General features: G+C 40.9%; 24 protein-coding genes, 1 tRNA gene and 2 pseudogenes. 4 read left to right on the forward strand and 23 right to left on the reverse strand.

Going from position 1 to position 22,899, the window contains the following annotated elements:
• Positions 1–9: 9 nt before the first annotated feature.
• The 5 genes and pseudogenes from HXT39_RS06125 to HXT39_RS06145 form a co-directional block, all read right to left on the reverse strand.
• Positions 10–963, reverse strand: a complete 954-nt coding sequence (locus HXT39_RS06125) for an Abi family protein (protein WP_102703316.1) — start codon at positions 961–963, stop codon at positions 10–12.
• 111 nt (positions 964–1,074) lie between these two features.
• Entirely contained in the window at positions 1,075–2,286 is a 1,212-nt protein-coding gene (locus HXT39_RS06130; RefSeq protein WP_102703315.1) for a restriction endonuclease subunit S, read from the reverse strand.
• Positions 2,283–3,197: pseudogene (locus tag HXT39_RS06135) on the reverse strand (type I restriction-modification system subunit M); the annotation flags it as partial. The gene HXT39_RS06130 and the pseudogene HXT39_RS06135, both read right to left, overlap by 4 nt.
• Before the next feature lie 76 nt (positions 3,198–3,273).
• Entirely contained in the window at positions 3,274–3,435 is a 162-nt protein-coding gene (locus HXT39_RS06140; protein ID WP_004109027.1) for a hypothetical protein, read from the reverse strand.
• 201 nt (positions 3,436–3,636) lie between these two features.
• The gene (locus HXT39_RS06145) at positions 3,637–3,837 is read right to left on the reverse strand and encodes a hypothetical protein (RefSeq protein WP_033888430.1); all 201 of its coding nucleotides are present in this window, start codon (positions 3,835–3,837) and stop codon (positions 3,637–3,639) included.
• A gap of 238 nt (positions 3,838–4,075) precedes the next feature.
• Between HXT39_RS06145 and HXT39_RS06150 the strand changes: the two genes are divergently transcribed.
• On the forward strand, positions 4,076–4,972 hold the full coding sequence (locus tag HXT39_RS06150) for a hypothetical protein (RefSeq protein ID WP_004109026.1): 897 nt from the start codon (positions 4,076–4,078) through the stop codon (positions 4,970–4,972).
• A 62-nt stretch (positions 4,973–5,034) separates the two neighbouring features.
• On the forward strand, positions 5,035–6,612 hold the full coding sequence (locus HXT39_RS06155) for an Eco57I restriction-modification methylase domain-containing protein (protein WP_102703314.1): 1,578 nt from the start codon (positions 5,035–5,037) through the stop codon (positions 6,610–6,612).
• A gap of 5 nt (positions 6,613–6,617) precedes the next feature.
• On the opposite strand, the gene HXT39_RS06160 is transcribed toward HXT39_RS06155, so the two are convergent.
• The 17 genes and pseudogenes from HXT39_RS06160 to HXT39_RS06240 form a co-directional block, all read right to left on the reverse strand.
• Positions 6,618–6,803 (reverse strand): head-tail adaptor protein, encoded by a 186-nt coding sequence (locus tag HXT39_RS06160; RefSeq protein WP_080551010.1) that lies wholly within the window; start codon positions 6,801–6,803, stop codon positions 6,618–6,620.
• Entirely contained in the window at positions 6,800–6,928 is a 129-nt protein-coding gene (locus tag HXT39_RS06165) for a hypothetical protein (RefSeq protein WP_255408308.1), read from the reverse strand. Before HXT39_RS06165 ends, HXT39_RS06160 begins: the two co-directional genes overlap by 4 nt.
• 12 nt (positions 6,929–6,940) lie before the next feature.
• Positions 6,941–7,228 (reverse strand): terminase TerL endonuclease subunit, encoded by a 288-nt coding sequence (locus HXT39_RS06170; protein WP_199172869.1) that lies wholly within the window; start codon positions 7,226–7,228, stop codon positions 6,941–6,943.
• A 640-nt stretch (positions 7,229–7,868) separates the two neighbouring features.
• Positions 7,869–8,561, reverse strand: a pseudogene (locus HXT39_RS06175) (type I restriction-modification system subunit M); the annotation flags it as partial.
• A gap of 248 nt (positions 8,562–8,809) precedes the next feature.
• Positions 8,810–9,859 (reverse strand): FAD:protein FMN transferase, encoded by a 1,050-nt coding sequence (locus tag HXT39_RS06180; protein WP_199172868.1) that lies wholly within the window; start codon positions 9,857–9,859, stop codon positions 8,810–8,812.
• 30 nt (positions 9,860–9,889) lie between these two features.
• Complete coding sequence (locus HXT39_RS06185) at positions 9,890–11,140, reverse strand: Fic family protein (protein WP_012913759.1); 1,251 nt, start codon at positions 11,138–11,140, stop codon at positions 9,890–9,892.
• Between the two features lie 294 nt (positions 11,141–11,434).
• Entirely contained in the window at positions 11,435–12,154 is a 720-nt protein-coding gene (locus tag HXT39_RS06190; protein ID WP_012913758.1) for a Fic/DOC family protein, read from the reverse strand.
• Between the two features lie 18 nt (positions 12,155–12,172).
• Entirely contained in the window at positions 12,173–12,358 is a 186-nt protein-coding gene (locus HXT39_RS06195; protein WP_012913757.1) for an antitoxin VbhA family protein, read from the reverse strand.
• A 739-nt stretch (positions 12,359–13,097) separates the two neighbouring features.
• Positions 13,098–13,412 (reverse strand): F0F1 ATP synthase subunit epsilon, encoded by a 315-nt coding sequence (locus HXT39_RS06200; RefSeq protein WP_033888552.1) that lies wholly within the window; start codon positions 13,410–13,412, stop codon positions 13,098–13,100.
• A 2-nt stretch (positions 13,413–13,414) separates the two neighbouring features.
• Positions 13,415–14,902: a F0F1 ATP synthase subunit beta gene (gene atpD / locus HXT39_RS06205; RefSeq protein ID WP_012913756.1), complete on the reverse strand. Its 1,488-nt coding sequence runs from the start codon at positions 14,900–14,902 to the stop codon at positions 13,415–13,417.
• A 6-nt stretch (positions 14,903–14,908) separates the two neighbouring features.
• Complete coding sequence (locus tag HXT39_RS06210; protein WP_004574170.1) at positions 14,909–15,913, reverse strand: F0F1 ATP synthase subunit gamma; 1,005 nt, start codon at positions 15,911–15,913, stop codon at positions 14,909–14,911.
• A 3-nt stretch (positions 15,914–15,916) separates the two neighbouring features.
• Entirely contained in the window at positions 15,917–17,578 is a 1,662-nt protein-coding gene (gene atpA / locus HXT39_RS06215; protein ID WP_012913755.1) for a F0F1 ATP synthase subunit alpha, read from the reverse strand.
• 16 nt (positions 17,579–17,594) lie between these two features.
• The gene (locus tag HXT39_RS06220; protein ID WP_004574172.1) at positions 17,595–18,176 is read right to left on the reverse strand and encodes a F0F1 ATP synthase subunit delta; all 582 of its coding nucleotides are present in this window, start codon (positions 18,174–18,176) and stop codon (positions 17,595–17,597) included.
• A 99-nt stretch (positions 18,177–18,275) separates the two neighbouring features.
• Complete coding sequence (locus HXT39_RS06225; RefSeq protein WP_004109948.1) at positions 18,276–18,818, reverse strand: F0F1 ATP synthase subunit B; 543 nt, start codon at positions 18,816–18,818, stop codon at positions 18,276–18,278.
• A gap of 55 nt (positions 18,819–18,873) precedes the next feature.
• Positions 18,874–19,107 carry an ATP synthase F0 subunit C gene (gene atpE / locus HXT39_RS06230; RefSeq protein WP_004109950.1) on the reverse strand — a complete coding sequence of 78 codons (234 nt, stop codon included), beginning with the start codon at positions 19,105–19,107 and terminating at the stop codon, positions 18,874–18,876.
• Positions 19,108–19,184: 77 nt separating this feature from the next.
• Positions 19,185–20,039: a F0F1 ATP synthase subunit A gene (atpB, locus tag HXT39_RS06235; protein ID WP_102703312.1), complete on the reverse strand. Its 855-nt coding sequence runs from the start codon at positions 20,037–20,039 to the stop codon at positions 19,185–19,187.
• Positions 20,040–20,241: 202 nt separating this feature from the next.
• A complete protein-coding gene (locus HXT39_RS06240; RefSeq protein ID WP_076002579.1) occupies positions 20,242–21,273 on the reverse strand; it encodes a homoserine O-succinyltransferase in 1,032 nt (343 codons plus the stop codon).
• Positions 21,274–21,428: 155 nt separating this feature from the next.
• Here HXT39_RS06240 and HXT39_RS06245 point away from each other — a divergent pair.
• A tRNA-Met gene (locus HXT39_RS06245) sits at positions 21,429–21,502 on the forward strand.
• On the opposite strand, the gene HXT39_RS06250 is transcribed toward HXT39_RS06245, so the two are convergent.
• Positions 21,462–21,713: a helix-turn-helix domain-containing protein gene (locus HXT39_RS06250; RefSeq protein WP_116285258.1), complete on the reverse strand. Its 252-nt coding sequence runs from the start codon at positions 21,711–21,713 to the stop codon at positions 21,462–21,464. The two genes, HXT39_RS06245 and HXT39_RS06250, sit on opposite strands and share 41 nt — an antisense overlap.
• Positions 21,714–21,873: 160 nt before the next feature.
• Between HXT39_RS06250 and HXT39_RS06255 the strand changes: the two genes are divergently transcribed.
• Positions 21,874–22,707 carry a tyrosine-type recombinase/integrase gene (locus HXT39_RS06255; protein WP_033888551.1) on the forward strand — a complete coding sequence of 278 codons (834 nt, stop codon included), beginning with the start codon at positions 21,874–21,876 and terminating at the stop codon, positions 22,705–22,707.
• The last annotated feature ends 192 nt before the right edge of the window (positions 22,708–22,899 follow it).

Genomic DNA, 22,899 nt, shown 5'->3' on the forward strand with positions numbered 1-22,899 from the left:
AAATTTAAATTATCTCCAATGTAAATGGTTAAATATCCCATTTTTATATTCTTCATTTTTATTCAGAAAATCTTTTATTTCAGTCTCATAATTATGATTGTTTTCTATTTTTGATACTAAATACATTAAATTTACTAATGCTGCAGCAATAGATTTATCCGTATAACCATTTAATAAAGAAGAATTTTTAACATCACGAATTGAAGGAGTCGATATTACAGTTTCCTTATACCATAATCTACAATGATGAGAACACAAATTACGCAAGTAAACTATTGAATGGATTGCTTCAGAAGATTTACGAATTTCTGTTTTTAACCCCATTGAATCAAAAAGTTTTCGCAACACATTAGTATCTTCGTACAAAGAAATCATTCGTGAAATAGTATCAAATGGAAAAGCTTCAACAGCAGCCCATATTGGTATAGGTTGTTTCTTACTCTTGTAATGTTTTATACAAACTTCGTTAGATTTTTCCAGCCATTTATTCATATTAGATAAAAGATTATTTATGCTTATATTAGATTTTTTAATATACGAATCTGAATTGAAGTATGTATATGCTCCTCCAGAGTTTGCAACGTGATATGCAAATCTAGATCTTAATGTTAACTCTACTTGTGCGGTACCTTTAAGAATAATTGTTCGCAATTCTTCATCCATTTTGTACGGCACAAGAAAATCAACATCTTTGCTGCCTGGCTTAAACTGATTATTGCCAGAAGAAGGATCGACTTGAAACACTCGAAAATACCCAGATAATCTATAGTAGTTGCAGTTATATAGCATACTTTTTAAATTATTTTCATCTGTAACTACTAATCCTCGAGTTTTCATGAGTTGAATCATATCGTCAATAGATTTTGGAGGCTTTGAATCAGCTGAAAAACAAGAAGAACCCCCAGGTTTGAGCACTGTTAGTAGGCTTAGGGGGCTGCTGTTATCAGCAAGTCTATCAGACATTTTTTACCTCCTCAATCTCTTCGGCGAGTCTCACTAGAAATGTAATTTATATAAATTGTAATACTAGATACGCTTTTATAGGTTACTTTACATAAATTGTGCATAACTACATTACGCACGCTTGAAGGTTAGGAGTTGATCGCGATAGTACTCGTACTGCTTACGTCTAGCTTCGATTTCTGCAGGCAAACCTTGAGTTAAATCATTGCACAGAGCATCAAAACGATCCAGAATTTGTACGATTTGACGCTGTACTCCTAGAGGCGGAACGGGGATTGTTACTTTACTCATAACATTACTCATGAGTTTTGCATTACCCATGCCCGAACTTACATAGTTCTTCGCATGAATTGTCAACGCATAATACACATACTTAGTGTCAACTTGACAATCTGATATATCAATAACGCCACAAACATTTGTCACACTGAATTTACCGTCACGATAGAACACTGTTCCAGCATTAGCACCATCAGTTGTCCATGTCACATACTTACCGTCAAACATGTAAGTAGAAATCGCACCAAATTGACCATTATTTTCTGTTTGAGACGAGTAAACAGGATACTCACCTGAATTATCATTTATAAAGCTTTTCGACATTACTTTACCACGAGAAAGCGTAGCAATATCGCCAATCTTCTTATACTCCACACCGTTTGGGCAGTAGCGTGAGATAAGCGAGCGTAGGGGATTATTATCGTTAAAAGTGAGTAAGGTATCTCGATAATACTCGTATTGCTTTTTACGAGCTGTAAGCTCTGCTGTAAGCTCTGCTGTAAGCTCTGTGAAATTGTCCAATATGCGGACAATTTCACGTTGTACCTCCAGAGGAGGGACGGGGACTTGAATTTTAATGAAATCTTTTTGATTCAGATTGCTACGATCGCTAATAGTCATTTTACGTATATCAATCTTGCACTTATGTGAATTGAAATATGTGCATAAATAATACGGATAAACTTGATTAAAATCCTTTATTCTAGAGGTAATTGTAGTAAATCCTATAGATCCTGCATATTCATCAGTAATAACTGCCGACGTACCTACATCACCAGTATGAATAGTGATAATGTCATTCTTTCTTAGAAGTTTACTACTATTTTTTTTAGCGAATGAATCATCAATATGTTCAATATTTTTCAGTTCAATTCTACCTTGTTGAATATCTGAATTGTGAAGTAACAAAACGCCAGAATCTCTTTTATATTTTGTTACAGATGTTGCTAATCCAATACTAACATCAGCAATATCTCCAATTTTCTTATACTCCACACCATTAGGGCAAAGCTCAGCAATTAAATCCTCAAGTTTGCTAGTCATTGAGCCACCTCGCTATTATCAAAGTTAACGCTGCCAGCTTCAATCTCGCTTACAATCTTCTCAATTTGTTCGCGTAACTCTTGCTCGCGAGCGCAAACCGATGCAATTTGCGCGTTAAGCTCCGTAATATTAATCTTTTCGCGAGTATCTTCTACTTCAACGTACGTGGAAACGGAAAGATTGTATTTATTGGATTCCACTTCTTCCAAAGACGCTACATGCGCAATATGCTCCACATCTTGCCTAGAAGTGTACCACTTAACAATTTGCTCAATGTTCTCGTCCGAAAGCTTGTTGCTATTCGTTGACTTTACAAACTGTTGGCTAGCATCAACAAACAATATAGAAGTGTCGTTTTGCTTGTTTTTACGCAAAACCATAATGCACGTAGCAATCGAAGTGCCAAAGAATAAGTTGCTTGGAAGTTGAATCACGCAATCAACAGCATTATGCTCAATTAAATATTGGCGAATCTTTTGCTCAGCTCCGCCTCTATACATAATCCCAGGGAAGCAAACAATTGCAGCAGCACCATCTTCTGCCAGATGCGCTAAACAGTGCAACACAAACGCCATATCCGCCTTACTTTTTGGAGCAAGAACTCCAGCTGGAGCAAAACGAGGATCGTTAATCATCAACGGATTAGAATCCCCCTCCCAACTCGTGGAATAAGGCGGATTAGAAACCACTAACTCGAACTTTTTATTAGCGTCGATTTTCGGTTTTATAAGAGTATCGCCGCAAGTAATAGTAAACTTATCAAAATTCACATCGTGCAAAAACATGTTCATGCGGCACAAGTTGTAGCTAGTAACGTTCTTTTCTTGGCCGTAAAAACCGCCATTAATATTTTCAATGCCTAGCACTTTTTTGGCTTTTAGCAGAAGCGAGCCAGAACCGCACGCAGGATCTAGTTTCTTACCCATTTGGATACAATGAAACCTTGACCTTGAACTCTGAAACTATTGTTCTGTACTCTGAAACCTTTTAATCGATACTTTCCTCATCTACAAATTTCCAAACATACCCACCAGCATGTCTTTGAACACCTTTTGCTGCATCACGAATGCTTTTAGAATTTACACCTGTTTTTCTTACTGCATCTGCAATTGTCTCAAATCTTTCGATGATGTTTCCCTCATCATCCATCTGGAATACTGAGCGACCAGCTTTGTTTTTAGTGGCTTTTTCTGATTGAGCACAAGTGCTTTTTTCTAGCTTTCGCCTTGCTTTAGACTCTTGCGTTTTTCCGTTCTCTCTGTTTTATCAATGCTTTAATGGCATTGTTTCGTCTGGTAATCAATTGACTAGTTTTCATATTAAGTTTTGCTAATCTCTTGATTCCTTCATTTAAGATATCAATTTCATTGTCATAGTCTTTTGTCTTATGGAATGCCATCGCATAGGATTCATACAGCGCTGAAGCACAATAGCCATTAAATCTAGCCTTGTCAAAACAATCAATTGCTTCATCAAAGCTTCCAGATTTTCTAAAGCTATCGCCTTTTTCCCAAAATGAATAGCCATCATCAAAGCCAGTGTCCCAATCATTTACATTACGTATTTTTGATAATGAAGCTCTGCTATGAACAGGATTAATCTCTATTTCTAAAAGATCACCATTGTGTTTTTCTTCTAGTTTCTTGAATATATATTTTATTATTTCTGATATTCGTAAGCGACTTTTGCCTATTTAAGCGACAATAAAATAATTGTTCGATTGAGCGAACCACTAATTTTATGTATAATAAAGACTAGATTTTTGTACTATGAAAGAAGATAAATTATCATGCTACATTCTAAGGCAGAATGGCTTAATGATTTTCGCATCTATTCAGATTCAGTTTTGGTGGCGTTGTCGCACACTCGAAAAAGTAAAAAAGATAAGGCAAGCGAAATCAATAAGTCCATTAAGAACTACCGCAATGAAAAACTATCTTTAATTCTTAGGAAGTCCCGTTCTGAAAAGTGGGATAATGAGCGCATTCTTAATGAAATTATGTGCATGACATATGCGTCATATATTGCAATGTTGGAATACCGCAATAAGGTATGGCCTTATGAATACATGGCGTTTGCTCGACGTATTGGGGAATTGTGGGAACCGTTCTGTCGTTTACCGTTTGAATATCCTATTAAAACATTACGTATTATTGAACCCCCAAAATTTGAAGATGTTCAATCTGGAATACAAAAGAACGCAACTGATTATATCAATTCATTGCAGCTAGCTGATGATATTAAAAAAGAGTTAAAACGACACTATTCTATACCGTGGACTATGGTTGATAGCGGCGGCATAAAATTAGCGCTTGATCTTCACTTTGAGCAGAACGGTATTCACTATAACTGTGATTTTAAAAGTGGGTTTAGTTCAAACGAAAAAGGAAATACGAACCGTCTGCTTTTAGTTGCAAGTATATATAATTCGCTTGGTGCTGGCGAAAAAACACTTTTATTTGTTCGGCAGAACGAAGATGAAAACAATCATTATCTCCAAACATTAAAGAATTCGCCTTATTGGGATGTATATTGCGCTAATGATTGTTATGAAGCGATTAAGTCCTTTACTGGTTTTGATTTGCGTAATTGGTTAGATGTAAATGCAGATTGGAAAAAAGATATAAGTGCCGATTTCAAGCAACACTTACAAGCTAACGATCTACTAAAATACTTGACGTGGTAACAAAAACAGCATATACTTTATCTTAAGTTTTATCTTAAGTAATCGAAAGGCGTGTGCTGTGTATGAAAGATACTTTTTGTTCCTACTATACAAATTCAGACGAAATTACATCCTATATGGTTAACCGTTTGGAAATAGAGGAAAACGATATTATTCTTGAGCCGTCAGCGGGGGAAGGAATATTTATTGACCAAATTTTGAACTCTAATAAAATGATTCAAATTGATGCGCTTGACATCAATGCAGAAGCAATAAAAATTCTTAATTCAAAATATCAAGATCTTCCTTCCATCACTGTACGAGAAACAGACACTCTGTTAGATGAAAGATTAGATTTGCTAAGTTCTCCGGAATTGTGGATTAAGCAAACAGATACATTGCTTGATGAACAGCTTAATTTTTTTGGTTCAATAGGTGGGCATTACAACAAAGTAATAGGCAATCCGCCTTATGGGGCGTGGCAAGATTATGATAAGAGGGCACAACTAAAGAAAAAATATCCGGGGCAGTATGTAAAAGAAACATATTCACTTTTTTTATTACGTTGCATTTCACTGTTAAGAAATGGTGGTCGGCTTTCATTCATTATTCCCGACACGTACTTGTTTTTGAATTTACATGCGAAATTACGTGAACTGCTGCTAACATCAACAAGGATAGTCGAAATCATTACTTTCCCTTCAAAATTCTTTCCGGGTGTTAGTTTTGGTTATTCTAACTTGTCAATCATAACATTAGAACGAACAAACAAAGAAAATGCTTTAAATAATACCGTAAGAATTGTACAAGGTTTTGAATCTGCTAATGAATTTCAGTTGCTATTAAATGATTCACAGCTTCCAGATAATCTTAGTACCTTTTTTGTAAAACAGTCGGATGTTCTTACAAACGACAAGCACCGTTTTATTCTTGCAGATAGTTCAACGAATGCAATAATAAACACTGCTTTAATTCGTCTTGGCGATATTGCAAACATTGTTACTGGATTTTATACAGGTGACAATAAAAGATTTATTCGCGCTGCTGATGATAGCGTGAAAGGCAGCAAGAACTATGAGAAAGTAAATCCTTCACAAATATTTAATTGTAGTTCATTATCAGGAATCAAAGAAGTTTCAGAAGGCTACATTCCTTATGTAAAAAGTGCTTCAAAAACTAGATATTATCGCGAAAAAGATGAATGGTTTGTTCGATGGGATGAAGATACTATTGAATATTATAATAGTCATCCAAAATCACGGTTTCAAAATTCAGCATTCTATTTCAAAAAGGGCGTTGCAATACCAATGGTTAAGGCAAGCACCATACGTGCGTTCTATATCGAAAATAGAGTATTCGATCAATCTATTGTCGGAATTTTCCCGAAAGATCAATCGAAGATACTGTACGTGCTTGCACTTATGAATTCAGATATTGTGAATGAACTAATTCATACTATCAATCCAACTGCTAATAATTCAGCCAACTACATTAAACAAATTCCTTATTTTGAACCGCCAAAATCAGTTTTAGAGAAAATTAACAATAAGGTAAAACATATTCTTTCCCTTGGGGAGAAAGGAAAAATTACAGAATGTGAAAAGCTACATTCTGAATTGAATCATACAATAAATGAACTGTATTCTAATTTCAGAAAGTAAATTGCTTACTCTATCCGCCTACAGCATAACGTGAGGTCGCTTTTGTAGCCCTCGAAAACATCAACCCGTATTATTTCGTACAAGTTCCCCTTATATAGAATTACATGGGTTGTTGTTATATCCGTTCTGTAATTGATAATAAACGGGGCTTCTTCTTCAACATGCGTGACAGTGCCGCATAATTCTTTCATGGATAAATGCCGAAAATACGCCCACAGCGGCGGGGTAATGGGTGCAAACTCACTTTGCTATTGCCGTATTTATCATGCGTATAGGTCTTTCCTAAAATCTCTATTTTCTTATCTTTCAATTTCATGCTGCCACCCCCTTAGATTGCACTTGTATATTCGTTGTAATGCTCATATAGCCCCACATAGCAGTCAAGCAGTGCTGCCGTGCCGTCTATTCGCTGTTTTGGGCTTTGGTTCTTGATAGGAACGATATTTCCGTTTCCGTCAGTCTGCACGCCCGTATTCGTTAAGCACCATTTCAAAACCGGGTTATTGCCGCATATAACTTTATGTGCCTGTAAGTCTGCCCCTAACATCTGCATAGGCAGAGAAAGAGTTTTTGCCTCTTGTATGCAGCGCACCATATTAAAGCCCTGCATTTGCATTTTTCTACAAAATACCTTGCAAAATAGATGTAATAATATACCCACGCCGGTAATAATTCGTATTTTGCAACACTTTACAAAACTCTGTTGTTATATCGGAATAGTTGATTGCCTTTCCAGTGCAAAGACGTATCAAGCCCCGTTCATACCACTTGTCATAAGGGATTTCATCTTGCTGCACACGTTCTGTCAGACACTCGGTAGGAATCCAGTACAGTATACTGCTGACCAATTTGTTTATAACCAAGTTTTATTAATAATGCTTGAAGATTGTCTACTGTTATCATTTTTACCTCCTTATATCCATCCTGTACATTCAATCCGTCTCGATGCTACGCCTTAGACATTAGGCAGACACTCTCTTTTTGAGAGGTCGCTTTTTAATCTTATACATCACTCAGCCTCCGGAATAAGTCCAGCACTTATAGACCCCCTAAGAAGTAAAAGAGCACCCCCTTGCCTAAGTAGCACACACCCCTAAAACCAAAAAAGACACCCCATAAAAAGAAAAAATCCAGCGTCAATTCACGCCAGACCTTCATTCACGTTCTTCTGCTTAGCCAGCCTACAATAAACCCTTATTTACAGTGTTCTTTTAGGCAACAGCCAATAGGCTTGGTATCATTTCCTGTAAAGTTATCTCGTACACGCTGGAAATACTTGATTTTCCATTGGTTCCAAGGCGCGTGAGCAGCATTGAGACTTCTGCAGGCGTAAAGTATTCGCCACCAGACTTGCCAGCGTTAGAAGCGTACAAGCCCATCAAATATTCGTAAGCATCACCAAAAGCCTCAATCACGTTGTTGTTTACACTACCAAGCTTCATCTCACTAATCACTTGTAATAACTTAACAAAACGCTTATTTCTGCCTTCAACAGTGTCTGCAAGCTTAATGTTATTCACATCGTAATCGGAGAATAATCCCTTAAAATCACCAGACGAATCAGTTCCTTGAGAAGAAGCTTCAATATTGCGGAACACGCGGCTCAACGTTTCGTTTAGATTGCTATCTTGAGGAGCGTTCTTAAGCACATTGCAAAACAGCTCGCTAGGAAGTATAAAGAAGCCTTTTTCACTAATCATTTCACTGCGAAGAGGCTCGGCATCTTCATCGCTTATTTTTGCATAATCAAAGTCTGGATCGCCGCCTTCAGATTCGTGCTCATCTTTATTGATATAATCGCATAAATTCTCGGAAATATAGCGATAAAACATTGTGCACAATACGTATGCTTTGAAGTCCCAACCATCAACAGAACCTCGCAAATCGTCTGCAATCTTCCAAATCGTGCGATGCAATTCCGCGCGTTCTTCTTCTTTGCGAGTGTCCATTTTGCCGCTCCCTATTTGTGCAATTTGTGCAAGCGCATGCGCCATAATTAAATAAACTCAATAATTACGCAATAATTACGCAATAATTAAATAAGCGTTCTTTAATATTCTACTGTAAACGCGCACAATCAGCAGCGATGTTATTTGCATAATGTTATTTTCATTGCTTGCGTCTAGCTTCGATTTTGTGCGCGCAAGCCTTGAGTTACAAAAGACACAACGCAACAACGCATTAGGCAATAAGGCGATTATTCAGCAAAAAAGCGCGCTGGGAAAGCACACGTTTTGCGAAGCGCATGATTTGGCTGCATTACAGCAAACTCAGCGCCGGTAGTTTGCGCGATTTTTTGCAAATCGCTTTCTTGCGAAATAAAAAGCGCAGTTGCGAGCGCATCGGCGTAAGCAGTCGGAAAAGCACATGTTTTAGCAGGAACGTAAGTCCAGCTTGCAGAAAGTTTTTGCGAAGGTACGCCATCTAAAGCGTTGATAAGGTGAGTTGCAACTACATTAGATTCAAAAGCATCAGCTGCAAGGCAATTTGTGTCTTTTACTTTCCAGCGCCTTCTTGCAGCAGACGAAGCACACAACGCTCCGCTTGCGATTGATGCCACACCTACCGCTTGCGTTGTGTCAAAAGGATTTTCTAGCGCAACTTTTATTTGACTATTCTTTTTGCTAAAGCAAGCGCGCATATCTCCGCCTGCGTTTACCAAAAAATCAAAATCCGAAGGAAAATAATTATTCGCAGTCGAATCGTCACTAAACTCCTCTTTAATAATCTGCATTACAAGATCTACAAAATAGCCCTTACCGGCTGCACCAAAATCAAGCTGCACTGGCTTATTTGTGTGAAGCGTTGCGCCGCCGTCATCTCGCGAAATATCTGCCCACTTAACTGGCAGAGCGCGGCGATAGTTAGAGCAACTGTAGCTGCTGCTATTATCGTTCTTGCCTGCGCTAGCTGCCGACTCCGGAACGAATTGCACAGAATTGTTGTAGCCAAGCGCAAGCAGATCCGCACCAATACAAGCGTCAAAAGCACCGTGCGTGGCATCGTAAAACTCGCTATAGATCGCAAAAAGCGGCTGAACCCACGTTGGAAACTCAAACTCGCCGCCATGCTCCGCACAAGCCATGCGCGAAACAAGCGAATCCGCACGAAAGCGCGAAAGCACCGATTCATACTCTTCAATAAAATCGCGAATCCGATTCTGCACGCGCTGCGAAATCGGCACGCTGCTAGAGATAATAATCCCCGTGCCAAGCGCGCGCTCAATCGCCATTACATTCCCAAACATCACTTTCCTCACACAAAAACATCGCTTGCCTCACGCAAACATTTCATTCGCTTTTTTAGAAAGCTCATACCGAATAGGGCGTTCGCCAATAGAATCAACCATTCCAAGCTCAATCAAACCGTTAAGCGCACTCACAATCTTTCTCTCACCAACCTGCTCAGCAATTGCATTGCCAACATATTCGCTTAATTGCTTGCGAGTCATCGGAGTTGGATTATACGAAAAAAGCTTATTTTGCAACAAAATAGACAGAACTTCACGCTGCACTTTAGAAATTTCTTCCTCTGAGAAAAGCTCACGCAGCTTACCCATACAGTAAATAATGTGCTTTAATTGCACACTAATATTCTCAAACACTTCGCCCTGTGCTTTTACAATATATTCCAACATTGTGCAACAAAACATAGTTAAATCATTGCAATTAAACAGCTCCTGAGCTTTAGAAAAAGCAGCATAGTATCCAGATTTTTCTGCATAAATTATAGAGCTTAAGCTCAAAATTGTTGGCATCGAAAGATGCTCATGCAATTGCAAAGCAAGCAAAAACCGCCCAGTTCTACCGTTTCCATCGTAAAACGGGTGCACGCTCTCAAAAGCATAGTGGCACATGCACGCCTTAATAAGCGTTGGAACTTCGCTGCTATTCATCAAACTCAACATCTGTGTTAAATGATCTTGAATTTCTGCTTCCGTTGCATCGCCATCGTGCACTACATTATTTGCACCATCACGAATACTTACTTTTCCACTCCTAAAAATCTCGCCATCTGGAATATTATTTGCTTCTAATTCGCCCTGCATAATACTGTCGTAGATTTTTCGTATATCTTGCAAGGTTTGTGGAATCGAAGTGTCACATTCATTTGAATCCGCAAGCTCGAGAAAAAGCTTAGTAAATTCACTAAAACGCGTATGATTATTCTGCTCGTTTGCAGCATCAAGTGCTTTGGAAAGCTCTTTTCTAGTGCTGTGAACACCTTCAATAATGTTGGTATTTTGCACTTCTTTTGCAATAAGTTGCATTAAATACTCGCGCTGAGCAAACCGCGGCAACTCGTTCCACGCTTTTTCAACCGCTTTTTCAGTATTCGCAATATAATTCATATACGTCACAAGATCCGTTACGCACATTGCAAAAATCTCATGCGCATCAAATACGATTCCAGAACGATACGTCACTGGATTATCAATGCGCAAGCAATACTCTTCTTCCGCAATATCACAAGGTTTTGCATTACTTTTAGACATTGCAACTATTTTGCGTATTGTTTTGTAATCCATAATGCGACTCCGTTTACATTATTGCGTTTACATTATTGAGGATTTTGTAGTGATGTCTTGCAATATTTTGCTTGCGATATTTTGCTTATACGCAAATAACGCATTTATCACAAAATGATTGCATAACTAATATAAAAGTCTATTCTATACCTACATTTTGGCAAAATGAAGGCATAGCACACAAAAAACATTCGTCTATACCGACATTTTGGCAAAAACGCGCTATAGAAACATCGGAAGCATTGGCAACATCACACCACTCGTTTCGGCGTTCGCAATACTCAAACGCTAAATTCAATCTATGCCGTAACGCGTTTTATACGCAGCGTAATCCTTATCTTGCAAAATACTAGCCACATTCGGAGCGTATTCGTATTCTTCTTCAACAAGATGCGCAAACTGCTGCTGAGCTAAAAGCTCAACATTCAAAGGCTTTGTAATAATGTGGAACATATCCTCAAGAAGCTTCGTATCGTTAGCATCTTTAGCCTGGATTGAAGCTTCGTCGTTAACACGCTGCGTTATTAATCCCCAATCGAAATGGTATCCAGCATCTCGCGCAACTATATCCCAAAAAACGCGTTGCGTTCTACCATTGCCCTCACGAAATGGGTGTAAAACATTAAAATTATTGTAATTTACACTTAGCTTACTAATAAACTCGTCAATAGATAAACCTTGCAATAAATTATCATTTTTAAGCGTTTGCTCACAGTAACGAATCCCAACGCCCATGTATTCAAGCGGATGAAACGGTTCGCCGCCGCCTTTAGTCATATCTATAGTGCGAATCTGGCCAGCCCAATCGTAAACATCTTGAAAAAGATAATGATGAATCCACTGCAATTGCTTAACAGTTCCTTCAGCATGTGGCAAGTTTTCGTACAAAATAGAACATCTTGTGAGAACAGCATCGTTCTCATATTTATCTAATTCAATCTGATTATTTATATTAGATTTGTTCTTCAATACCCTTGTGTGAGGAATAAGATAAGGGTCAAAAACTGTTTCCACGACACACAACCCAATAACTTAATCCATCACGCCATATCTAGAACGCATTCTAGCAACAAATTCATTGCTACTTATAAGACCATTAGCATATTGATTTGCGTCATAAAGAAACTCTTTTGAAGGCGAATTGCCTTCAAGTTTGCCTGAAGCTATTGCAAGACCCAAATTTTCTTGACGCCTACGTTGCGTTTCTTTATCAATCATTTCTTCTCCCTGCCAACACACGCACCCAAATCAAAAACAACTATTAACTATTTTACTATGCACGATACATTTTGATTACAACATATTCAATTACAACACATTTTACTTACAGCACATTCTGCGATTTGACGAATCTAGCATCGGCAACATAACGCCGCTCGTTTCGGCGTAGATTATTCCAAAGATAAGCGCCATGTTATAGCTAAATCTTTACTTATTTGCACATAACAACAATAAAAAGTAAAGATAATTGCAATCTTGCATATTGAAAAGTAAAGATTCGCAAAACTTAAGCAAAAAGAAAGAGCCTTCGCACACGAACGCAAATAGGCACTCACTTTCAAAAGTGAAAAAATTTTACAGTTTTGAAAGTGAAAGTGCGAATCTGCTTGCAAACACTCGCCACGATTCTTACGACATTGAAGGAATCCGCGTAATAGACATAGCGCAATGGCTGCTCGAAACAAACACGTCGTTTCGTTTGTGAGCGTTACTTTCTCAGTCGGCTAACTGAGTTTTTAACAGTGTTTTGCCAATCACCGTTACTTTCTCAGTTCGTTAGCTGAGTTAGTAACAGTGCTTCGCCTCTGAGATCTATTTTCTTTACAAACGCGCTATAAAAACAAAAAGGCAGGAGCTTGAGAATATCCCAAACTCCTGCCTTAGAAGAGATTACCTTGCTTACACAAGTTCATAAACTTACAAAAGCAACAAACTTACATAAGCAACAAAAGCAACCTTAAATCACCTTAGCGTTAGGCAGCACGTTGCCGTCTTTATCAACGTTACAACTATGCTCAACAGCAATCGTAATATTGTCAGAGTCAACCGAGTAGAAGCCATCCGTCACCTTAAAAACGTGACGCACGCCTTTCAAATCGTCAACCTTCACAAAACCGTGATCAATCAACGCAAGCACAGCCTCATGTCCAGGAAGCACGCCCATTGCGCCATTCACAGAAGGAATAACCACAAACTTGGCGTCACCTTCCCAAACAGGATGCCTGGCTGCCACCACACTAACGTGCAGCGATTTTACTTGCTTCTCCGACATAATCACGCACCAAACTCTTGCTGCATATCGTGCCAACGACGCTCAAGATCATCAATGCCACCGATACCAGAGAATGCCTGCTCAGGAATCTCATCGTAAACACCATCGCAAATGCGAGTGAATGCCTCAATGGTTTCGTCTGCTGGCACATAAGAACCTGGACGACCAGTGAACTTTTCAGCCACATAGAAGTTCTGACCAAGGAACTGCTCAATCTTACGAGCGCGGCTGACAGTAGTCTTATCTTCCTCACCAAGCTCATCGATACCAATCAAAGCGATGATGTCCTGAAGCTCCTTGTTACGCTGCAAAATAGCCTTAACGCGGTTCGCGCAATCATAATGAGCCTGACCAACGTAACGCGGATCCAAAATTCTAGAAGTAGAAGTCAAAGGATCCACAGCTGGGTAAATACCCTTAGCTGCAATATCACGCGAAAGCTCAGTAGTTGCATCCAAGTGCGTAAAGGTTGTTGCAGGTGCAGGATCAGTGTAATCATCTGCAGGAACGTAAATAGCCTGAAGTGACGTAATGGAATGGCCGCGCGTAGAAGTAATACGCTCCTGTAATGCACCCATTTCATCTGCCAAGTTTGGCTGGTAACCAACTGCGGAAGGCATACGACCAAGCAGCGTGGAAACCTCAGAACCAGCCTGAGTAAAGCGGAATATGTTATCGATGAACAGCAACACATCCTGATTCTGCACATCGCGGAAGTACTCAGCCATAGTCAAAGCGGTAAGAGGCACGCGAAGACGAGTCCCAGGAGGCTCATCCATCTGACCAAAGACAAGCGCTGTTTTCTCCAAAACGCCAGCATCAGCCATTTCGCCAATCAAATCGTTACCTTCACGGGTACGTTCGCCAACGCCAGCAAACACAGACACACCACCGTGATTCTGTGCAACGCGCTGAATCATTTCCTGAATCAACACAGTTTTACCAACGCCTGCACCACCGAACAGACCAATTTTACCGCCCTGAACGTAAGGGGTAAGCAAATCGATAACCTTAATACCAGTTTCGAACATCTGAGTCTTAGACTCAAGCTGATCAAAAGCAGGTGGGTTACGGTGAATTGGCCAACGCTCAGTTATTTCAATGTGCTCGCCAGGCTTAGCATTCAAAATGTTGCCTGTAACATCGAACACGTGACCCTTAGTAACATCACCAACAGGTACAGAGATTGGGCCGCCAGTATCTCGCACTAAAGCACCACGAACCAAACCGTCAGTAGGCTTTAAAGCAACTGCACGCACAGTCGAATCACCAAGGTGCTGCTCAACTTCCAGCGTAATCTCGTGGACGGTATCTCCCTCGGTGTTTCCAACGGTGTTGATATCGACTTTGAGAGCATTGTAAATATCCGGCAGATAGCCGACCGGGAATTCAACGTCAATCACGGAACCCTGAACGCGGGTTACGCGACCAGCTGTTGGATCGACCTCCTGCTCAGCTTCTGGAGGCGCTGTGGTCTGATTTTCAGCCATATGCTCCTAATCCTCCTCATTATTCAGCGCATCAGCGCTGCCGATAATTTCGGTAAGTTCTTGAGTAATGGATGCCTGACGAGAAGCATTAAGCTTTCTTGTCAAATCATCCACCAAATTGCGGGCGTTATCTGTAGCCGTATGCATAGCGTTCTGTCTGCTTGCCGTTTCGGAAGCAGCAGAAGTAAGTAAGCACTCGTGAATACGAGACTGAATATACTTCGGCAAAACAGCATCCAATACTTCATCCGGGCTTGGTTCGAAGCAATACTCCACAGCTTCTGGATTGCTGCGGCTCACTGCTTCTTCACGAGCCGAAACTGCGCTCGTAGACGACAATGCTGCTGAAGGACCAGAAGCTGCTTCATAGTCAGGACGATGCATAGAAAACTCTTCACCGTCCTTCAAAGGAACCAGCTCAACTGGCAGCATGCGCAACGTACGAACTTTTTGCCTCACCATATTTATAAATTCAGTGAACACAATATACAGTTCCGAAACTCCGCCTTCTGCTTCCGGCGTCATATAAGCGTCCATTAAAGTATCGGAAATCTTTTCAGCAATAGTAACGTCTGGGTGGTCAGTAGAACCTTCCCAAGTACCTGCCACATCGCGATTGCGATACTTGTAGTAAGTTGCACCGCGTCGACCGTACACGTACAGTTCTGCATGCTTACCTTCTGCATCGAGTTTTGCAAGAAGTGCTTCAGTCTCACGAATAATCGAAGACGTAAACGCACCTGCCATACCACGATCAGAAGTAAGAGCTAAAACTGCTACACGATTGCCAGCATGCTCTTTACCAAAAATAGGATGCTTAATATTTGCTTCGTGATGAGCTACCAACGCCTGCACGGCATCGAAAATTGCGTCACTATAAGGCTTAGCATTAAGCGCAATATCTCGCGCTTTAGCGATATGAGAAGACGCAATCATTTCCTGAGCCTTAAAGATTTTACCCAAAGACTGTGTGGAAATAATTCTCGATTTCAATGCAAGTTGGGAGGACATACGCTACTTCCCCTCAGGCTCGCGACTGTCTGCTTTCGGCTTAGCTACGAGCTGTTCCTTCTCAACAGGAGCAGGGTTTTCAGCCGGCGGCAAAGAATCCTTTACAATCAAAGGCTTGCCAGCAGATGTCTTAAACGTCCTACGGAAATCATCAATGGCTGCATCAAGCTTAGCTTCAGTTTCCTTAGTGAAGTCTTCAGTATCGCGAATTACTTGCAAAATGTCGGTTCCCTTATCCAAGTAATCCAACAATTCGCTTTCGAAACGCAACACATCCTTCACAGGAATATCGTCAAGCTTGCCATGAGTACCAGCCCACACAGAAACAACTTCTTGCTCCATTGCTCGAGGAGAGAACTGCTTCTGCTTAAGTAGCTCAGTCAAACGAGCACCGCGAGTAAGCTGCGCCTTTGAGGCTGCATCCAAATCAGAAGCGAACATTGCGAAGGATTCCAAAGACTTGTAACGAGCCAAGGAAATCTTCAACATGCCGGAGACTTTCTTCAAAGCCTTAGCCTGAGCTGCACCACCAACACGAGACACGGAAATACCAACGTCTACTGCTGGACGCTGACCGGCGTTGAACAAATCAGACTGCAAGAAGATCTGACCATCGGTGATAGAAATCACGTTGGTTGGAATGTATGCAGAAACATCGTTTGCCTTGGTTTCGATAATTGGAAGACCGGTCATAGAACCGCCACCCAAATCGTCAGAAAGCTTAGCACAACGTTCAAGCAGACGAGAGTGCAAGTAGAACACGTCGCCTGGGTAAGCTTCACGCCCAGGTGGACGACGCAAAAGCAAGGAAATTGAACGGTATGCTTCTGCTTGTTTCGACAGATCATCGAAAACAATCAAAACGTGCTTGCCGTTATACATCCAGTGCTGACCGATTGCAGAACCAGTGTAAGGTGCAATGTATTTAAAACCTGCAGAATCAGAAGCTGGACTTGCCACGATTGTGGTGTACTTCATAGCTCCTGCTTCTTCAAGGCTTTGACGCACTGAAGCAATAGTAGAACCCTTTTGACCGATTGCTACATAAATGCAGCGAACCTGTTTCTTTGGATCTCCAGTTTCCCAGTTAGCACGCTGGTTAATAATCGTATCTATTGCGATTGCAGTCTTACCTGTTTGACGGTCACCAATAATCAACTGGCGCTGACCACGACCTATTGGCGTCATTGCGTCAATAGCCTTCAAACCAGTAGACAATGGTTCATCGACTGGATGACGGTGAATAACGTCTGGAGCCTGGGCTTCAAGAATACGACGCTCACTGCACTCAATCGCACCCAAACCATCGATTGGATTACCCAACGGATCCACAGTACGACCAAGATAAGCGTCACCAACCGGCACAGACAACACCTCGCCTGTGCGGTATACTTCCTGCCCTTCCTCAATACCTGTAAAATCGCCGAGAATAACGACGCCGATTTCGTGTGCATCAAGGTTGAACGCAAGACCCAAGGTATCGTTCTCGAATGTGAGCAGCTCGTTTGCCATGCAGCCGGACAATCCAGCTACGTGCGCAATGCCGTCACCAGCCGTAACAACATAGCCAACTTCTTGCGTTGGCATGTCGGTAGGCTTATACGAGTCAACAAACCCGTCGAGCGCCTTGCGTATCAGGGCGGGATCAATAGATAGTTCCGCCATAATTCTCCTTAATTTACTACTTCACTGCCTGTGTCCAAGCACCATTTCGCGCAGAACGCTGCAACTGCTTAAGCTGCATCAACATGGTGCGATCGGTTATTTGATCACCGATTTGTATACGCATACCACCAAGTACGTTTGGATCCACAATTGGGTTAATGTATGCACGATGACCCAACTTATTGCTGTAGATTTCAATCAAACGCTTAATTTGCTTATCTGTAAGCGGCTGAGCAGTAGTGACTGTAACCAATGTTTCGCCAGCTTCACGCTCAAATCCTGACCAAGCACCACCGAAGCTACCGGTTTTACCGCTTTCGGCACCTCCGTGCCAAGTTCCTACTAGATAATGCATAATGCGCAATACAACAGGGTGCGCCTTACCTCCAATAAGCTCGTCAATAAGGCGAGACTTATCTTCCGAAGACCTATTCGGATCAGTAATCGCATCAGAAAGCTCAGGATACTTATCAATCATGTCCATCATTGACGAAAGCTCGTCTGAAATGCGCTGCGCTTCATCGTGCGCATCTGAGATGGCCTGAGCAAGCGAAGAACGCGACAAACTATCGTTTGCTCGCGATGCCTTTTCTGGCATTCTTACCTCCTCGTTTCTGTAAAAAACGAAGTAATGCAAATAATACAAAATGAAATAACCGTAATTTTATTTTGCGATTATTCAGTTTTGTACATTACTTTACTTGCTTTGATCCGAATTTTTAGTGTCTCCAACTTCATCGATCACATGATCAATAATCTTGGAGCTGACGGTATCGTCATCCAATTTGGATGCAAGAATCTTGCCAGCTAAAGCTGCTGCAAGAACCGACACCTCTCCTTGGAGGCTGGACATGGCATGCTTATGCTGAGCCTCAATAGAATGCTGCGCTTCACTGATAATCTTCGCAGCATCCTTTTCAGCGCGTTGTCTAGCTTCGCCAATAATTTTTGAAGCTTCCGATCGAGCCTCTTCACGAGTCTTTGCAGCATCAGTTTGAGCTTGAGAAAGTTCGTTTTCAATCTGGCTCTTCAACTCGTCTGCTTCACGCTGCACATTAGCAGCCTTAGCCATTCCGCCTTCAATTTTTTCTGCACGCTCGTCGAGAATTGCCTGGAATTTAGGCATAACAAACTTGTAGAAAAACGCTGCAAGAACTACCAAAACTACTAATGACCACAGTACGTCATAAGGCTCAGGCAAGAACAACGCCAACTTATTACTTCCGGCTGCATATGCCATGGCTTGTCCTTTCTATTCTTTCAACACTATTCGTGTTGTGCATTGTAAGTTTTGTTCAGGCTCCCATAATGTAGGAAACGAAGCCAAGCAAGCCCAAAACCTCAATAAATGCCAAGCCGACGAACATAAACAGCTGAATGCGGTTGCCAACCTCTGGCTGACGTGCAGTAGATTCCATAGCCTTAGACACTACTATTGCCATGCCGAGTGCAGGGGAAATAGTTGCTACAGCAAAGCCAAGAATGCTCAGGTTGCCGGTCAAACCTGCAAGAGCGATGATACTATTCATTGGTTTCCTTTCTGTTGAAACAGTAACCAGTATAAACCCGTAAGATATGTAAAATCTGAAAATCTAAACTACTTTTATTAAGCAGCTACAACAGCAGACTTTTCTTCCTCTTCCGGATAACTTTCCGAAATGTAGACTGAAGCAAGCACTGTAAAAATAAATGCCTGCAAGCCAGCTACCATAATTTCGAATAGGGTAAACAGAATGCCACCAAGCAGCCACAAAGCACCGCCTAAGGCAAGGAGTTTATTGCTGGAATCCACCACGAAGAAATTGGTGAATACTAAACAAGTGGCCACCAGCAAATGGCCAGCAATCATATTCGCAAACAAACGAATTGTAAGCGAAAGTGGTCGCACAATTATTAATTCTATGAGCTGCAATGGCGAAAGAATAAAGTAAATCGGCCATGGCACACCCGCTGGGAACAATGCTTCGCGGAAGAATCGCAAAAAACCTTTTTCGCGAATGCCAGCAATAAGATATTGGCAAACAACCCACAAAGCAAATACCAACGGACAAGCAATGGTTGCGGTTGCAGCCATATTTAATCCTGGAATCACAGAACAAAGATTAAAGAAGAAAATAGTGAGGAATAATGTGGACATCATTGGCACATAGCGCTTGCCGCGTTCCTCGCCAATCATTTCGTAAACAATGTTGTAGCGCACAAAATCCATCAAAATTTCAAGCACGCTTTGGAATCTGCCAGGAACCACCTTTGCTCGCATAGCACCAATTCCAAAAATAATCATTACTACTACTACCATAAGTAAGCGCACCAAAATAATGCGATTCATGGCAAATGGAGTGCCTTGGAACAAAATTTCTGGAGGCAAAAACTCACTAATATTAGGTAGCTCTGGTTTATTCGAAGCTACAGTAGAAGCTACAGTTGTGGTCTTCTGTAAAACATCAACCATTACATCCATAAGTGCCTCCTTATAGCAATTCGTTCACACGCCTCAATTCAGTGCCGCTCACTCACATACTCAATTCATTCATTCTCGCGGCATATATATCAAACTAGATCATATGTTTCATATTTCGTAAGGCGCGGGGCACGAAACGAAAAATATATCTAATTGCTGATTGTACTCTTTGCTTGTACATAAAATTACGCAACGTCAAAATTTATTTATTCATACCGTACTTAACTCCGTCAAATGGATAAAAATTATCGGAGCGCGGAGAAGCTGGCTCATGTCTTATAGAACGTTCAGTTCCAAGCCTTCCAGCAGTTCTTAAATGAGGAATATCAGAAAGATTGTAAGGCGTAGTTTCGTACACCCAATTAAGCCAGTTGCGCCAAAGCAAATTCGCGTGCGCGCGCCAAGAAAATAATGGCTCTAATTTTGGATCGTCATGAGGGAAATAGTTGTAAGGAAATGGAACGTTGCTCAAACCTTTTAACATGTCACGCTCATATTCCTGCGCAAGAGTCATTTTGCCGTATTCCCAATGCCCTAGGGCAAAAACTTCAGAAAAATCACGCGTAGCAACTAAGCCCGGACCAGATTCGGGACCATACGTAAGAATCTGCAAACGCTGATCTGCAGAAATGCTGTCAACATCAACACTCGCTATTCTAGAATGCGGTTGTAAAGCGATTTCATCAAAACCATTTGTAAGGAAACAGTACTCATCCTGCAAATATTGCGGGAACACACCAAAAACTTTTTTGCTGAGAACATGCTTTTTTACGCCATATCGATAGTAAAGCGCACCCATTGCACCCCAGCACAAATACATTGTTGAGAAAACGTGTGTTGATGCCCAGTCAAGAATTTGCGTAAATTCGTGCCAGTAGTCGACATCTTCAAATTCCATATGCTCAACAGGAGCGCCCGTCACAACAAATCCGTCATAATAGTTGTTACGAAGTGCGTCAAGATTTTCATAGAATTTTACTAAATGATCAGTGCTAACATGCGTTGATACATGCGTAGAAGTTTTCATAAAATCGACGTCGACTTGCAAAGGAGACTTAGAAATGAGTCTCAAAAGCTGAGTTTCTGTCTCGATTTTTTTGGGCATAAGATTCAAAATCAACAAACGAAGTGGTCGAACATCCTGCTGTTCTGCTTCTGGGCGTTCCAATGCAAAAATTCGCTCAGCATCTAATATGCTTCGCGCTGGCAATCCTTCAGGAATCTTAATAGGCATATGTTTATTATACTCCACACTTGTTTATGTTTATTGTGCCTATGTCACGCATGTGCACGAATCGTAAAATTCTAACCAAATACAGCGAGACACGCCCGAAAGTTGACAAATTTAAATTTGCACCTATCGTAGATAGAGCTGCTAAAAGTAGCCGACGCGGGGTGGAGCAGCTCGGTAGCTCGCTGGGCTCATAACCCAGAGGTCCATGGTTCAAATCCATGCCCCGCTACAAATAAGGTCGTAGGTTCTACTTTTAAGAATTCTGCGGCCTTTTCTATTTCCGGAACACGCCATGGAGTGGCTTCATTTAATCTCATATTGACCGACGGTCGTGTCATATCTAATACTTCCGCCAATTCATTTTGCGTACGTCTTTGACCCGCCAAAAGCATACGAATATTCATTGTCACAATCTGATTCAATGTCAAATCCATTATCATTCATCTTTCTTTCCTAAAACCAACTAGCCTTTTCATCCTATCGGTTAGTTACATATATAGTATATCACATATTATGTATTTGTAAAAAAAAACGGACTTGAAACCGTGTAACGAAACAATACGTAAAATCTTTTCTCTACGTATTCTAGTCTATGTTTTTATGTTAAAAATCAAAAGAAAACTACTCCCTAATAGTTGGGAAACATATGTTACACATTGGCTGGAATATCTTGAAGCAAGTGGATATACAGAAGATACGATTAGATGCCGCTACTACAAAATCAGTCGGCTTGCACGCCTACTTAATCAGCCACCAGAAGATATTACAGGACAACAACTTGTTGAGCTTTTTGCACACCAAGACTGGAAACGAGAAACGCGCAAAGGTTATTCTTCAACAATACGCTCGTTTTACTCATACATGATTGAAGAAGAAATTATTGATGTCAATCCAACAGTAAAGTTACCTAAAATTCGTAAAGAATACGCAATACCTCATCCATGTCCTGATTACATCATTCGTGGTGCTTTAGCCCGAGTTAGAGGTAACAAGGAGTATGAAGCCATGCTCAGGCTCGGGGCAGAATGTGGATTACGACGTAGTGAGATAGCACAAGTATCTTCATCCGATATTATGATGCTTAATACTCATCCCCAGCTTCTTGTACACGGTAAAGGACGCAAAGAACGCACTGTCCCCATCGCGCCAGATCTCGCACAAATCATCGCCAACAAGCATGGATACATGTTTCCTGGCAGATGGACCGGTCACGTCGAAGCATCCTATATTGCGCATCACATCTCTCAGCTTCTTGGTAACGGATACTCCACACATAGTCTCAGACATCGATATGACACTAAGGCATATGAAAGTACACACGACCTTCTCTTAGTATCTAAACTCCTTGGCCACGCTAGTGTAGAAACCACTCAAATATATATCAGTCTCACATTCCCTGATAGCAGTGCCATTACAGAAGCTGTTCGCCTCTAAAACAAGACAATATGAGGGGAGCACACGAGCATATTGACTTTATATCAAAAAGTTGCCAATCGTATTCTCACTACTATGTATAAAGCAAAAGTTATCGAGATTAGGAAAGAAAAATTAGAACGACACTAAGTATGTATATATCTTTCACCTGAATATTTACGTATAGTAAAAACATAGATAGAAAGACGAAGG

Source organism: Gardnerella sp. DNF01159 (genome assembly GCF_049244215.1).
Taxonomy (GTDB): Bacteria; Actinomycetota; Actinomycetes; order Actinomycetales; family Bifidobacteriaceae; genus Bifidobacterium; species Bifidobacterium swidsinskii.

Excerpts from the sequence above, each read along its gene's own strand:
- HXT39_RS06125 (WP_102703316.1), bottom strand. The coding sequence starts at position 963 with ATGTCTGATAGACTTGCTGATAACAGCAGCCCCCTAAGCCTACTAACA.
- HXT39_RS06130 (WP_102703315.1), bottom strand. The coding sequence starts at position 2,286 with ATGACTAGCAAACTTGAGGATTTAATTGCTGAGCTTTGCCCTAATGGT.
- HXT39_RS06140 (WP_004109027.1), bottom strand. The coding sequence starts at position 3,435 with ATGGATGATGAGGGAAACATCATCGAAAGATTTGAGACAATTGCAGAT.
- HXT39_RS06145 (WP_033888430.1), bottom strand. The coding sequence starts at position 3,837 with ATGATTGGGACACTGGCTTTGATGATGGCTATTCATTTTGGGAAAAAG.
- HXT39_RS06150 (WP_004109026.1), top strand. The coding sequence starts at position 4,076 with ATGCTACATTCTAAGGCAGAATGGCTTAATGATTTTCGCATCTATTCA.
- HXT39_RS06155 (WP_102703314.1), top strand. The coding sequence starts at position 5,035 with ATGAAAGATACTTTTTGTTCCTACTATACAAATTCAGACGAAATTACA.
- HXT39_RS06160 (WP_080551010.1), bottom strand. The coding sequence starts at position 6,803 with ATGAAAGAATTATGCGGCACTGTCACGCATGTTGAAGAAGAAGCCCCG.
- HXT39_RS06165 (WP_255408308.1), bottom strand. The coding sequence starts at position 6,928 with ATGAAATTGAAAGATAAGAAAATAGAGATTTTAGGAAAGACCTATACG.
- HXT39_RS06170 (WP_199172869.1), bottom strand. The coding sequence starts at position 7,228 with ATGCAAATGCAGGGCTTTAATATGGTGCGCTGCATACAAGAGGCAAAA.
- HXT39_RS06180 (WP_199172868.1), bottom strand. The coding sequence starts at position 9,859 with ATGTTTGGGAATGTAATGGCGATTGAGCGCGCGCTTGGCACGGGGATT.
- HXT39_RS06185 (WP_012913759.1), bottom strand. The coding sequence starts at position 11,140 with ATGGATTACAAAACAATACGCAAAATAGTTGCAATGTCTAAAAGTAAT.
- HXT39_RS06195 (WP_012913757.1), bottom strand. The coding sequence starts at position 12,358 with ATGATTGATAAAGAAACGCAACGTAGGCGTCAAGAAAATTTGGGTCTT.
- HXT39_RS06200 (WP_033888552.1), bottom strand. The coding sequence starts at position 13,412 with ATGTCGGAGAAGCAAGTAAAATCGCTGCACGTTAGTGTGGTGGCAGCC.
- atpD (WP_012913756.1), bottom strand. The coding sequence starts at position 14,902 with ATGGCTGAAAATCAGACCACAGCGCCTCCAGAAGCTGAGCAGGAGGTC.
- HXT39_RS06210 (WP_004574170.1), bottom strand. The coding sequence starts at position 15,913 with ATGTCCTCCCAACTTGCATTGAAATCGAGAATTATTTCCACACAGTCT.
- atpA (WP_012913755.1), bottom strand. The coding sequence starts at position 17,578 with ATGGCGGAACTATCTATTGATCCCGCCCTGATACGCAAGGCGCTCGAC.
- HXT39_RS06220 (WP_004574172.1), bottom strand. The coding sequence starts at position 18,176 with ATGCCAGAAAAGGCATCGCGAGCAAACGATAGTTTGTCGCGTTCTTCG.
- HXT39_RS06225 (WP_004109948.1), bottom strand. The coding sequence starts at position 18,818 with ATGGCATATGCAGCCGGAAGTAATAAGTTGGCGTTGTTCTTGCCTGAG.
- atpE (WP_004109950.1), bottom strand. The coding sequence starts at position 19,107 with ATGAATAGTATCATCGCTCTTGCAGGTTTGACCGGCAACCTGAGCATT.
- atpB (WP_102703312.1), bottom strand. The coding sequence starts at position 20,039 with ATGGATGTAATGGTTGATGTTTTACAGAAGACCACAACTGTAGCTTCT.
- HXT39_RS06240 (WP_076002579.1), bottom strand. The coding sequence starts at position 21,273 with ATGCCTATTAAGATTCCTGAAGGATTGCCAGCGCGAAGCATATTAGAT.
- HXT39_RS06250 (WP_116285258.1), bottom strand. The coding sequence starts at position 21,713 with ATGATAATGGATTTGACATTGAATCAGATTGTGACAATGAATATTCGT.
- HXT39_RS06255 (WP_033888551.1), top strand. The coding sequence starts at position 21,874 with ATGTTAAAAATCAAAAGAAAACTACTCCCTAATAGTTGGGAAACATAT.